We start from the raw sequence: 12,964 nt of genomic DNA on the forward strand, positions 1-12,964 counted from the left end.
GAAGGCGCGTTGAAGTCGCCACAGGGGAATGCGCCGCTGTGTGAAGTCTGTGTGAAGTGCGCCGCGCGGCGGCTTCATACGGCCTTCGGGTCGGGCGCAGAGCATCGGCGCCTCATCACGAAAAAACCCAAAAAAGAGGGGAGAAACCCATGCTTCAACTGTTGAAGGCCCTGCAGGCCTCGGTGCTGGTCAAGGTGGCCGGCCTGTTCTTCCTGCTGCTGGTGCTGTGCATTCCGCTGGCGCGGATCGACGACCTCAACCGCGCCCGCGGCGAAAGCCAGCGGGAGGCCGCGCACGAACTTGCCGCGTCTTACGCCGGGCCGCAAACCATGGTCGGCCCCGTGCTGCTGGTGCCGTATGTGGAGCGCTGGATGGAGCCGCTGCGCGACGCGCAGGGCAAGGTGATCGGCCAGGCCCCGCAGCGCAAGGAGATGGCGCACGCCGTGTTCCCCGACAAGCTGCACATCGAAGGCGACATGGCCACGCAGGAGCGCTACCGCGGCATCTTCCGCATTCCGTTCTACACGCTCACGGCCGCACTCGACGGCGGCTTCGCGGGCTTCGACCCGCGGTCCGTGCCGCACAGCGAAAGCGATTCGTCGATCGAGTTCCGCCCGCCGCTCGTCGCCTTTCACGTGAGCGACCTGCGCGGCCTCGACGGCTCGCCCGCGCTCACGATCGAAGGCGAAGCGCTGCGCTTTCGCCAGCGCGTGCCCGGCCTGCCCGACCACGCCACGTACGCCGACGGCATCCACGCGCCGCTCTCGGGCGCCGCGCTCGCCGCCTGGCAGGCGGGCAAGCCGCTCGCCTTCGACATGAAGCTCTCGCTGGTGGGCCAGGACACGCTCTCGATGGTGCCCATCGCCGAGGAAACCACCGCGCACCTGAAATCGCCGTGGGCACACCCCAGCTTCGGCGGTCGCTTCCTGGCCACGCAGCGCCAGGTGACGCCGCAGGGCTTCGACGCGCACTGGCGCGTGTCCTCGCTCGTGACCACGGCGCGCGAGCAGGTGCGCGCCGGCCTGTCGGGCGGCGAAGGCGATGCCGCGCAGAGCGCCGCGGCGGCCGTCGTGCGCACGGCGTCCACGCCGCGCCATGCCTCGGGCCCGCTGCAGACCTTCGACGTGTCGCTCGCGCAGCCCGTCAACGTGTATTCGATGAGCACGCGCGCCGGCAAGTACGGTGCACTCTTCATCGGCCTGGTGTTGATGGCGGCCTTCATGTTCGAGCTGTTCCGCAAGCTGCGCCTGCACCCGGTGCAGTACGGGCTGGTGGGCCTGTCGATCGCGCTGTTCTTCTTGCTGCTGCTCGCGCTGTCGGAAAAATTCGCCTTCCACTTCGCCTACGCGGGCGCGGCCGGCGCCAGCGTGGCGCTGCTGGCCGTGTACTTCAGCGCGGTGCTCGGCGGCTGGCAACGCGGCCTGTCGTTCGCCGCCTTCGTGGCATTGCTGTACGGCGCGCTCTACGGCCTGCTGGCCTCGGAAAGCAATGCGCTGCTGTTGGGCGCGCTGCTGATCTTCGGCATGCTGGCCACCCTCATGCTCGTGACGCGCAAGGTCGATTGGTATGCGCTGTCGCGCCGCAACGAGGCCGCCCCGGCGGCAGTGGACGCATGAAACTGCTGCGCGCCATCCCCGGCGTGCTCGGCTGGCTGGTGCTGGCCGTGCTGTGCGCCTGGGCCTGGCACCTGAAGGACCCGCACCTGCGCTTCCTGCGCGAGGAGGAACTGCCGCTGCTGCTCGCCGCGCTGTGTGCCAGCGGCGCGATCGCCTGGCGCAGCGCGCGCGGCGCACGCCGTGTCGTGGCGCTGGCCCTGACGGTCGGCGCGACGCTGACGGCGCTGGGCCACGAGCTGGCCTCGCGCCAGCATCGGCTGGAAGTGAACGCAGCCGCGGGCCCGGTGGCGCAGGCCCTCGGCGCGCGCTTCATCGTCGGCTATGACGATGCGAACGACCTGCACGAACTGGCCCGCCGGGGCCTGATCGGCGGCATCTTCATCACCGGCCGCAATGTGAAAGGCCGCAGCGCCGACACCCTGCGCGCGGAAATCGCCAGCCTGCAGGCGCTGCGACAGGCGGCCGGCCTGCCGCCGCTGGTGGTGGCGACCGACCAGGAGGGCGGCGGCGTCTCGCGCCTGTCGCCGATGGTGCCGCACCAGCCGGCGCTCGCCAGCCTGCTGGACGCCGACGTGCCCGCACACGAACTGTTACAACGTGCCCGCGCCTACGGCGCGCAGCAGGGCGGGGCGCTCGCCGCGCTGGGCATCACGCTGAACTTCAGCCCCGTGGTCGACCTGCGCCCCGGCCGCGCCCCGGGCCGCTGGGACCTGCACACCCGCATCGAGGAACGCGCCATTTCGAGCGACCCCGAAATCACCACGCAGGTGGCGCTCGCTTACGAGCAAGGCCTTGAATCGGCTGGGGTGCGCGGCACGCTCAAGCACTTTCCCGGCCTCGCCGGCGTGACCGAAGACACGCACCACGTGGGCACCGAACTGCGCACGCCCGTGGCCCGACTCGCCGCGCACGACTGGAAGCCGTTTCAAGACGTGTCGAAACATTCGGATGCCGCGATCATGCTGGCCCATGTCATCCTTGGGGAACTCGACGCGGACGCGCCGGTCTCTTTCTCACGCAAAATCGTGCGGCAGGTGATTCGAGGCGAATGGGGCTTTCAGGGCCTGCTCGTCACCGACGACCTCACGATGGGCGGGGCCTACAACCGAGGTCTTTGCAACGCCACCCTGGGCGCACTCGACGCCGGGGTGGACCTGCTGCTCATCGCTTACGACCACGACAAGTATTTCGATGCCATGCACTGCGCGCTGGAAGGCGTGCGGCGCGGCGCGCTCGATCCCCGGGTGACGGAACGCCCGCGCGCGCCACGGCTCCAACCTCTTCGCTAGCCCCCTGGCCCCATCCCAATGTCCCAAGAACCTCGTTCGTCCCAACCCGCCGGTGCGCTGCGCCAGCTCCCCTGGAAACGCATCGCCGGCTGGAGCGCCGTCGTGGCCGGTGCCGGCGCCGTCGTGCTGCTGGGCGCCGCCATCGTGGGGGTGGTCGCCATCTACCCGAAGCTGCCCGACATTTCCGAGCTGGCCGACTACCGGCCCAAGCTGCCGCTGCGCGTGTACACCGCCGAAGGCACGCTGATCGGCGAATTCGGCGAGGAGCGCCGCAACCTCACGCCGTTCGCGAACATTCCGAAGGTCATGAAAGACGCCGTGCTGGCCGTGGAAGACGCGCGCTTCTACGACCACGGCGGCGTGGACTACAAGGGCTTCGCGCGCGCGGCCGTGGCCAGCTTCAAGGGCGGGCGCAAGCAGGGCGCCTCGACCATCACGATGCAGGTGGCGCGCAACGTCTACCTGAGCTCGGAACGCACGCTGAGCCGCAAGGCCTCGGAGATCGTGCTGGCCTTCCGGCTCGAGCAGCAGCTCAGCAAGGACCAGATCCTGGAGATCTACCTGAACCAGATCTACCTGGGCAACCGCGCCTACGGTTTCGCCGCCGCCTCCGAGGCCTACTTCGGCAAGCCGCTGCAGCAGGTGACCATCGCCGAGGCCGCCATGCTCGCCGGCCTGCCCAAGGCGCCCGGCGCCAACAACCCCGTGGCCAACCCACGCCGCGCGCGGGCGCGCCAACTCTACGTGATCGACCGCATGCACGAGACCGGCTTCATCACCGCCGAACAGGCGGCCGAAGCCAAGAAGGAAGAACTGCACCTGCGCGACGCCGCCGACCCGAACCGCCTGCATGCCGAGTACGTGGCCGAGACGGTGCGCCAGATGATGTACGCGCAGTACGGCGACAGCATCTACACCAGCGGCATGAAGGTCTACACCTCGCTGGTGGCGGCCGACCAGGCGGCGGCGTACAAGTCGCTGCGCAAGGGCATCATGGATTACGAGCGCCGTCAGGTGTACCGCGGCCCCGAGAAGTTCGTCGACCTGCCGGCCAGCGGCCAGAAGGAAATTGACGAGGCCGTCGACGAAGCGCTGGCCGAGCACCCCGACAACGGCGACGTGATCTCGGCCGTGGTGCTGGAAGCCAGCGCCAAGGAAGTGACCGTGGTGCGCGCCAACGGCGAGGCCTTCGAAATTTCCGGCGAGGGCCTGAAGCCCGCGCAGTCCGGCCTGGCCGCGAAGGCAGCGCCGAACATCAAGATCCGCCGCGGCGCCGTGATCCGCGTCGCCAAGACGCCGAAGAACACCTGGGAAATCACGCAGCTGCCCGAAGTGGAAGGCGCCTTCATCGCCATGGACCCGCGCAGCGGCGCCATCACTGCGCTGGTCGGCGGCTTCGATTTCGGCAAGAACAAGTTCAACCACGTGTCGCAGGCCTGGCGCCAGCCGGGCTCCAGCTTCAAGCCCTTCATCTATTCGGCCGCGCTCGAAAAGGGCTTCACGCCAGCCACCGTGGTGAACGACGCGCCGCTGGTCTTCGATGCCGGTGTCAACGGCGGCCAGCCCTGGGACCCGAAGAACTTCGACGGCACCTTCGAAGGCCCGATGCCGCTGCGCAACGCGCTCATGAAGTCGAAGAACCTGGTCACGCTGCGCGTGCTGCAGTCGATCGGCGCGCCCTACGCGCAAGACTGGGTCACCAAGTTCGGCTTCGACAAGGACAAGCACCCGGCCAACCTGCCGATGGGCCTGGGCGCCGGTTCGGTCACGCCGATGCAGATGGCGGTGGGCTATTCGGTGTTCGCCAACGGCGGCTATCGCGTGAACCCGTACCTCGTGACCCGCGTCACCGACCTCAAGGACAAGGTGCTGATGGAAACCGAGCCCCCGGCGCTCGACGAAAGCCGCCGCGCCATTCCCGCGCGCAACGCGTTCGTCATGGAATCGCTGCTGCAAAGTGTGGTCAAGGGCGGCTCCGGCTTCAAGGCCTACCAGGCGCTCAAGCGCGACGACCTCTTCGGCAAGACCGGCACCACCAACGACTCGTTCGACACCTGGTTCGCCGGCTTCCAGCCGACGCGCGTGGGCATCGCCTGGGTCGGCTACGACACGCCGCGCCAGCTCGGCGTGCGCGGCGAAACCGGCGGCAGCCTGAGCCTGCCGATCTGGACCGGCTACATGCAGTCGGCGCTGCGCGGCGTGCCCGTGATGCTGCCGGCCGAGCCGGCCGGCGTGGTGAGCATCGACGGCGAGTGGTACTTCGACGACTTCACGCCGGGCCACAACGTGGCGAGCCTGGGCCTGGAAAGCACCGAGCAGCCGATACAGCCGGTGGAGGTGCTGACCGGCGCGCCGATCGGTGCACCGCCGCCACCCGAAGAACGCAACCGCATCCTCGATTTCTTCAGGTAACGGCACTCCCCCAGGCTACGCGCACTTCGTGTCGCTTCGCCAACCCCCTCGCCGGGGGCAACACCAGCGGCCCGGCAAAGCCGGTTCCGCGGTGTTTCACGAAAAGACGATCCAGCAGAGGAAAACGCGGGCGGTCTGCGGTGCCTACACTCGGTGCCGCGGCCCCCGCGATTTTTTTTGTCTTTTCTCTTCTCTCCCCTTTTCTCGCATCCATGGAAATCCTCACCCTGGTGGCACTCATTGCCGCCGGCTTCTACATCCTGAAATCCAAGGAACAGCGCCAGCGCATCGCGCTGCTCGGTCGCCATCTGGGCCGCTACCAGATCGAAAAGCTGATGGAGAGCCTGACCCAGGGCTACCTGCGCTGCCTCGGCGAAGACGACGCCGAGCGGCGCCAGCAGATCTGGCACCTGCTCGACAGCACCGAGGAAAAGCTCGCCGCCCAGTTCGAGACCTTCGCCGCCGACCTGGCGCGCGAACCCGAAGCCGACACGCGCGTGAGCCGGCTGCCGGTGGCCTTGCCGTTCGCCACCACGCTGTTCCCGTCCGCGAGTTTCGACCTGCGCGAAGCGCTGCGCATTCATGCGCGCGGCATCGCGGGCGTGGCGAAAAATGCGGCGGAGCGCTCGCCGAAATCGAAGGCCTTCACGATGTCGGCCGAGCTGTTCTTGATGCAGCACACCTGCCACTGGTTCTGCAAATCGAAGGCCGTGGCCTCGGCGCGCATGCTGACGCGGCATCAGACCTCGTACGAGCAATTGCTCGAAGCCGTGAGCCCCGAGACGCGCAACGCGTATCGCGCCCTGGTCGGTCAGTGATGCGTTGACAGCAGCGGCAGCGTGAGCGTCGCCACGGCGCCGCCGCGCGTCGCATTGCCCAGGTCGATGCGGCCCCGGTGCAGGGTCGCAATTTCCTTCACGAACGCCAGCCCGAGCCCCGTGCTTTTTTTCTGGCTGTGCGGCCGGGCGAGCGAATAGAACTTCTCGAAGACCTTGTCCTGCGCGTAGTCCGGAATGCCCGGGCCGTGGTCGCGCACGTTGATGCGCGCCAGACGCGAGGTCGTTTCCAGCGTCAGCAGCACCTCGCTGTCGGGCGGTGAAAAGTCGAGTGCGTTGTCGAGCAGATTGCTGATCGCGCGGCGCAGCAAGAACGGATCGCCTTCAACCCGCGCGGGCTCCCGAATGTTCACGATCAACCGGATGCCGCGCCGCGACGCGGCGGGTTGAGCGCTGCCCGCGATGTCTTCGATCAACGGGCCCAGCGCCACCGGTTCGGTGCGGTCGAGGGTGCGCCGTGTTTCGAGCGCGGTGAGCTCCATCATGCGGTCGACGATTTCCTGGATGCGCTGGGTTTCGCGTTCGATGTTTTTCAGAAAACGTTCGCGCTGGTCGTGCGGCATCTGCGGTTCCTGCAGCAGCTCGGCCGCACCGCGAATCGCCGACAGCGGGCTCTTCACTTCGTGCGTGAAGGTCTGCACGTAGTCGGCCACGTAGTTGCGTCCGGTGAGCGCGTCGCGCATTTCGCCGAAGCCGGTGCGCACCGCATCGACCGCGCGCCGCGCCATGCGCGACAGGCTCAGGCTGCGCTGCGCGCGCACCCAGGTCCAGTAGTCGCGGATCAGGCCGAAGGGCCGCACCAGCCAGACCGAGACGATCACGGTGAGCAGCAGCAGCGCCAGCGCCGAACCGACGCCGACCCAGATGGTGCGCACGCGTGCGTCTTCGACGAACTGGCCGAAGCTCTGCACCGGCTTGCCGACGCTGACGACGCCGACGATCTCGTCGTTCCAGCGGATCGGTGCGCCGACGTACATCACCGAGGTGCGCGGGTCGCCGTCGACATCGCGCGAGGTGCGCGCGCCGTACAGGCCGCCGAGCGTGCGTTTCACGTCGCTCCACTGCGAATAGTCGTTGCCGAGGTGGCGGCCGAGCGAATCGAACATCACGCGGCCGGTGCGGTCGGTGACGTACACGCGCAGCTCGACCCGGCTCTTGTGCAGGTTGTAGATCTGGGCCGAAAACTCGCGCGTGTAGACGCTGCGAAACAGCGGTTCCAGCCGCGCCGTGTTGATGGCGCCCGCAATCACGTCCTGCTCGACCAGGCTGGCCATGAGCTGCGAGGTTTCGACCAGTGATTCTTCGGCCGACTCGCGGTAGCGCGGGTCGATGTCGGAGACGACGCGGTACAGCAGGAAGGCGATGCCCGCCGTGTAGATCAGCAGGATGCCGATGAAGATCCGCGTGCGCCGGGTCATGCCCTGCTGGCAGGCAGATCTTCGTGCAGCGCGTAGCCGGTGCCGCGCAAGGTGCGGATCGGCTCGACCTCGGGCGCAATGGTCTTGAGCTTGGCGCGCAGCGTCTTGATGTGCGCGTCGACCGTGCGGTCGAAGCTGTCGCTGGCATCGTCCCAGACGAGTTGCAGCAGTTCGTCGCGCGTGAACACGCGCCCCGGGCGCTGGACCATGAGTTTCAGCAGGCCGTATTCGTAGCGCGAGAGTTCCAGCAGCCGTCCGTAGTAACGGATTTGCATGCGCTCGCTGTCGAGCGCAAAGGGTGTTGCAGGGGTCTGTGGCGCCGCCTCCAGCGGCGCCGGCGCGTTTTGAGGAAGTACCCCATGGTTTGGCGCTGCGGCCGCTGGCGGGCTTCCTGAGCCATTTCTGGCACTGCGCCGCAGGATGGTTCGGACCCGGGCGACCAGCTCCCGGGGGGAGAACGGCTTGGCAATGTAGTCGTCCGCACCCAGTTCGAGGCCCACCACGCGGTCTATTTCGTCGCTGCGGGCCGTCAAAAACACCATCGGTACCTCCGGGCCGCCCATCGACTGATTCAGCGCCTGGAGGCGTTTGAAGAGCTCGAAGCCGTTCAGGTCGGGCAATCCGATGTCGAGGATGGCGAGCGCGGGGCGTTCCTGCGCGAACTGCGCGATGGCTTCTTCGGCCGTGGCGCACCACACCGGCTGGAAGCCGTCGCTGCTCAAAACGTACTGGAGCGTGTCGGCGATGCCCGATTCGTCTTCGGCAATCAGGATCCGGGGTTTGAAGCTCATCCGGCGATGTTAGCGAGGCCCAAGGACGACCCGTGCCCGGTTTTTCGCCCGAGGCGCCGGGGACCGGCGCGGCCTTTCGCGGCTTTTTTTTTCGGGCGAGGCTTGTCCTCTTCCTGTCTTCTTATTCTTCTTATTCAAATTAGTAGTAGTAGATAAGGGTCGCCCTCGTCTGTGGAAAGGTCACTTTTTCCTTGACGTGACAACGACTTGCCATGCTTGCGTCACTGTGCGCACCCCCGCTTCCGTGGTGTACCCGCAACTTGGACAACATTGGGTAACCCGCCGGCCCTGTGGATAACCGATGGCTTGTGCCAGAACTCTCCCCAGAGTTGTCCTTTGACAGCCTTCCACAATTCTGCGAAAGGCGGTTTTTCGACAAAGAAATCAAGTGCCTGTTATTTAGGCAGGTTGTAGATTTCCCTTGTAAATCAATGACTTGCAACGCCCCTACAGAGCAGTGCCGGGGTTACTCACAGAGTTGTCCCAGTTTTGTGGGGAGAACGCGAAGCGGAACCTTCGGGCGTGGCGCGGACCCAATCCGTTCCTTCACGTGACGAAAAAACTCGAACATGACACCTTCTGAAACAAAAGCGATCGTCACCCTGAGCCTGCTGACGGCCTTCGTCGACGGCGAAAAGCACGAACGCGAGCGCGCCGAGATCAAGCGCATCGCCGAGGGCCTGTCGCAGGCCGACGGCGTGAACCTGCCGACGATCTACCAGGACGTGCTCATGAAGCGGGTGTCGCTGGCCTCGGTGGCCGGCGAGCTGAAAAGCGCGGAGGCGCGGCAGCTGGCGTACGAGATGGCGGTGTGCATGTGCGACGCCGACGGCGTGCAGTCGGAGCCCGAGCGGCTCTTTCTGATGGACGTGCGCAGCTCGCTCGGCCTGGACGCCTCGGCGGCGCAGTTCTCGCAGCGGGCGGAAGACATTGCCGCCGCGGTGCCGGCGGCTGTGGCGGCCACGGGCGCGACAGCGGTTGCAGCGGCAGCCCCCGCGGCGCCGCAGGCGCCCGACAGCACCGAGCTCGACCGCGCGATCCTCAACGCCGCCATCCTCAACGGCGCGCTGGAGCTGCTGCCCGAAACGCTGTCGACCATGGCGATCATTCCGCTGCAGATGAAGCTGGTCTACCGCATCGGCCAGGCGCACGGCTACCAGCTGGACACCGGCCACATCAAGGATTTTTTGGCCACCGTGGGCGTCGGCCTGACCTCGCAGTACCTGGAACAGGCGGGGCGCAAGCTGCTCGGCGGCTTGCTGGGCAAGGTCGGCGGCGGCCTCCTGGGCGGACTCGGCAAGCAGGCCGTGAGCTCGGGCATGAGCTTCGCGTCGACCTATGCGCTGGGCCATGTGGCCAAGCGCTACTACGCGGGCGGGCGCACGCTGTCCACGCAGATGCTGAAGGACGCGTTCTCCAACGTGGTGAAGGAAGGGCAGGGCCTGCAGACGCAGTACCTGCCGGCGATCCAGGAACGGGCGCGCACGCTGGACACGAGCCAGGTGCTGTCGCTCGTCAAGAACGCCTGAGCCTCGCGGCTCAGGCTCAGACCTGGCTCAGGTCGTTGAGGATCGGGCAGTCGGGCCGCGCATCGCCATGGCAGCAATGCACGAGGTGCGCGAGCGTGCTGCGCATCGACTGCATGTCGGCGATGCGTTGCTCCAGTTCACCGAGGTGTTTTTCGGCGATGCGCTTCACGCTCGAGCTGGCGCGGCGGCGGTTGTGCCACAGGCCGACCAGTTCGGCGATTTCTTCCATCGAAAAACCCAGATCGCGTGAGCGCTTGATGAAGCGCAGCGTGTGGATGTCGGCGTCGTTGTACTGGCGGTAGCCGCTCTCGGTGCGCGCCACCGCCGGCAGCAGGCCCAGGCCTTCGTAGTGGCGCACCATGCGCGCCGACACGCCCGACAGCCGCGCGGCCTCGCCGATGGCCACCTGGCGGCCGGAGGCCGTGGTCGCCGCCATCATTGAACCGTGTAGCCGGCGTTCTCGATCGCGGCCACGATGTCCTGGCGCGGCTGCTGGCTCAACACGTCCACATGGCCGGTTTCAAGATCGACCGTGACCTGCGCATGCGGGTCGACCGTCTGTACCGCGTCTTGCACTGCGTCCACGCAGTGGCCGCAGCTCATGCCGGAGACCTGGAATTTCTGGCTCATCGTCGTTGCTCCTTGTGAGGAATGGATGATTGAATGAAGGGTGGAAGGATTGAACACCCGAATCGGGGACAACGCCAGTTTCAACCCTCTCACGATGTCAACGTCCAGCTTAGGGCTTTGAAGAATCGCCGCTTGACCTTGCCATGGTGTCAGGCTTTAGCCTTGGCACCATGGAACACATTCAGCCCCCACCCTCATCGGCCGCCGCCACGCTGGACCTCTCGGTCGGCGGCATGACCTGCGCCTCGTGCGTGATGCGCGTGGAACGCGCGCTCAAGAACGTGCCCGGCGTGCAGGACGTGAGCGTCAACCTCGCGACCGAGTCGGCCCGCATCGTGGCCACCGGCGGCGAGGACATGGCCTTGCTGCTGCGCCGCGCCGTGCGCGCCGCTGGCTACGAGCCGCGTGCTGAAAGCACTGCGCAGGACGAGGCGGCCGCGATGTCGCCCTGGCACGGCTTCATGCCCGTGGCCGTCGGCCTGGCGCTGTCGATCCCGCTGATGGCGCCGATGCTCGGCGACCTGATCGGCCAGAGCTGGATGCTGCCGCCCTGGGTGCAGCTGCTGCTCGCGACGCCGGTGCAGTTCTGGCTCGGCGCGCGTTTCTACCGCGCGGGCTGGCATGCGGCCAAGGCCCGCACCGGCAACATGGACCTGCTGGTCGCGCTGGGCACCAGCGCGGCCTTCGGCCTGTCGCTGTGGCTGTGGTGGCGGGCCGCCACCGGCGAGCATGCAGGGCACGGCATGGTGCCGCACCTGTATTTCGAAGCTTCGGCGGTGGTGATCACGCTGGTGCTGCTGGGCAAGTGGCTCGAGGCGCGCGCCAAGCGCCAGGCCACCTCGGCGATCCGCGCGCTGCAGCAGCTGCGGCCCGAAGTGGCCCACCTGATCAACGCGCGCGGCAAGGAAAGCGACGTGCCGCTGGCCGACGTGATGGTCGGCGACCGCCTCGCCGTGCGTCCCGGCGAACGTGTGCCGGCCGATGCGCGCGTGCTCGAAGGGCAGTCCGAGGTCGACGAATCGATGCTCACGGGCGAACCGCTGCCCGTGGCCAAGAACCCCGGCGATGCCCTGACCGGCGGCGCGGTGAACGGCGACGGTCGCATGGTCATCGAGGTGCGTGCGGTCGGCGCCGAGAGCGTGCTGGCGCGCATCATCCGGCTGGTCGAAGACGCGCAGGCCGCCAAGGCGCCGATCCAGCGCATGGTCGACCAGGTGGCGGCGGTGTTCGTGCCGGTCGTGCTGCTGATCGCGCTCGTCACCTTCGCGGGCTGGATGGTCGCGGGTGCCGGCGTCGAGACCGCGCTGATCCATGCGGTCGCGGTGCTGGTCATTGCCTGTCCGTGTGCGCTGGGCCTCGCGACGCCGGTGGCGGTGATGGCGGGCACTGGCGTGGCTGCAAAGCACGGCATTCTCATCAAGGACGCGCGCGCTTTGGAAATTGCGCACCGCGTCGACACCGTGGCCTTCGACAAGACCGGCACGCTGACGGTGGGTCGTCCGGTGCTCACGGCGCTGCTGCCCGCGGCCGGTGCGCTGGCCAACGAAAACGACCTGCTCGCCACGGCCGCCAGCCTGCAAGGCGGCAGCGAGCACCCGCTTGCCCGTGCTGTGCTCACGGCCGCTGCCGAACGCGGTGTGCAGGCACCGCCGCTCGGCGCGATGCAGGCGATGCCGGGACGCGGCGTGCGCGGTGAAGTGAACGGCGCAACCTGGGCCATCGCGAGCCTGCGCTGGTGCCGTGAGCTCGATGCGATGCCGGCTGAAGCCGACATCGAACGCTTGCAGTCGCAAGGCGCCACGGTCTCCGCGCTGCTGCGTTTCGATGATGCCGGTTCCGCGCATGTGCAGGCGCTGCTGGCCTTCGCCGACGAGCCGAAGCCGCAGGCTGCCGAAGCGATCCGCACCTTGCGTGGCCGTGGCCTTCGCGTCGTGATGATCTCGGGCGACAACCTGCGCGCGGCACAGGCGATGGCAGCGCGGCTCGGTATTCCCGCCGAAGACGTGCGCGCCGACGTGCTGCCCGCCGACAAGGCCGAGCAGGTGAGCGCGCTGCGCAAGAACGGCCACGTCGTCGCGATGGTCGGCGACGGTGCCAACGACGCGCCCGCACTGGCCGCGGCCGACGTGGGCATCGCGATGGCGCCTTCGGGCGGCGGCACCGACGTGGCGATGGAAGCGGCCGGCATCACGCTGATGCGCGGCGACCTCGCGCTCGTGGCCGAAGCGCTCGAGCTCTCGGGCCGCACGGTGGCGAAGATCCGGCAGAACCTGTTCTGGGCCTTTGCCTACAACGTGGCCGGCATCCCGCTCGCGGCTTTCGGTTTGTTGAGCCCGGTGGTGGCCGGTGCGGCCATGGCGCTGTCGAGCGTGAGCGTGATGGCCAATGCGCTGTTGCTGCGGCGCTGGAAGCCCAAGCACCAGCAACAACACTGACCGAGCGA

10 protein-coding genes are annotated in these 12,964 nt (G+C 67.6%); 6 read left to right on the forward strand and 4 right to left on the reverse strand.

Going from position 1 to position 12,964, the window contains the following annotated elements:
- Positions 1-149: 149 nt before the first annotated feature.
- The 4 genes from creD (at position 150) to IG196_RS30850 (ending at position 6,135) form a co-directional block, all read left to right on the forward strand.
- The gene (creD, locus tag IG196_RS30835; RefSeq protein ID WP_192194269.1) at positions 150-1,616 is read left to right on the forward strand and encodes a cell envelope integrity protein CreD; all 1,467 of its coding nucleotides are present in this window, start codon (positions 150-152) and stop codon (positions 1,614-1,616) included.
- On the forward strand, positions 1,613-2,905 hold the full coding sequence (locus IG196_RS30840; RefSeq protein ID WP_192194270.1) for a glycoside hydrolase family 3 protein: 1,293 nt from the start codon (positions 1,613-1,615) through the stop codon (positions 2,903-2,905). Before creD ends, IG196_RS30840 begins: the two co-directional genes overlap by 4 nt.
- Positions 2,906-2,923: 18 nt before the next feature.
- On the forward strand, positions 2,924-5,317 hold the full coding sequence (locus tag IG196_RS30845; RefSeq protein WP_192194271.1) for a penicillin-binding protein 1A: 2,394 nt from the start codon (positions 2,924-2,926) through the stop codon (positions 5,315-5,317).
- Between the two features lie 212 nt (positions 5,318-5,529).
- Positions 5,530-6,135, forward strand: a complete 606-nt coding sequence (locus IG196_RS30850; RefSeq protein WP_192194272.1) for a hypothetical protein — start codon at positions 5,530-5,532, stop codon at positions 6,133-6,135.
- Here IG196_RS30850 and creC read toward each other — a convergent pair.
- Positions 6,129-7,571 (reverse strand): two-component system sensor histidine kinase CreC, encoded by a 1,443-nt coding sequence (gene creC, locus IG196_RS30855; protein ID WP_153281367.1) that lies wholly within the window; start codon positions 7,569-7,571, stop codon positions 6,129-6,131. The two genes, IG196_RS30850 and creC, sit on opposite strands and share 7 nt — an antisense overlap.
- Positions 7,568-8,362 carry a two-component system response regulator CreB gene (creB, locus tag IG196_RS30860; RefSeq protein WP_192194273.1) on the reverse strand — a complete coding sequence of 265 codons (795 nt, stop codon included), beginning with the start codon at positions 8,360-8,362 and terminating at the stop codon, positions 7,568-7,570. Before creB ends, creC begins: the two co-directional genes overlap by 4 nt.
- Positions 8,363-8,931: 569 nt before the next feature.
- Here creB and IG196_RS30865 point away from each other — a divergent pair.
- Complete coding sequence (locus IG196_RS30865) at positions 8,932-9,891, forward strand: YcjF family protein (RefSeq protein ID WP_192194274.1); 960 nt, start codon at positions 8,932-8,934, stop codon at positions 9,889-9,891.
- 16 nt (positions 9,892-9,907) lie between these two features.
- Here IG196_RS30865 and cueR read toward each other — a convergent pair whose 3' ends face one another.
- Both cueR and IG196_RS30875 read right to left on the reverse strand, forming a co-directional pair.
- Complete coding sequence (cueR, locus tag IG196_RS30870) at positions 9,908-10,327, reverse strand: Cu(I)-responsive transcriptional regulator (RefSeq protein ID WP_192194275.1); 420 nt, start codon at positions 10,325-10,327, stop codon at positions 9,908-9,910.
- The gene (locus tag IG196_RS30875) at positions 10,327-10,521 is read right to left on the reverse strand and encodes a heavy-metal-associated domain-containing protein (protein WP_192194276.1); all 195 of its coding nucleotides are present in this window, start codon (positions 10,519-10,521) and stop codon (positions 10,327-10,329) included. Before IG196_RS30875 ends, cueR begins: the two co-directional genes overlap by 1 nt.
- A 170-nt stretch (positions 10,522-10,691) precedes the next feature.
- Here IG196_RS30875 and IG196_RS30880 point away from each other — a divergent pair, with 170 nt between their 5' ends.
- Positions 10,692-12,956 (forward strand): heavy metal translocating P-type ATPase, encoded by a 2,265-nt coding sequence (locus IG196_RS30880; RefSeq protein ID WP_192194277.1) that lies wholly within the window; start codon positions 10,692-10,694, stop codon positions 12,954-12,956.
- The last annotated feature ends 8 nt before the right edge of the window (positions 12,957-12,964 follow it).

The organism is Variovorax sp. 38R (assembly GCF_014843395.1).
GTDB lineage: Bacteria > Pseudomonadota > Gammaproteobacteria > Burkholderiales > Burkholderiaceae_C > Variovorax > Variovorax paradoxus_H.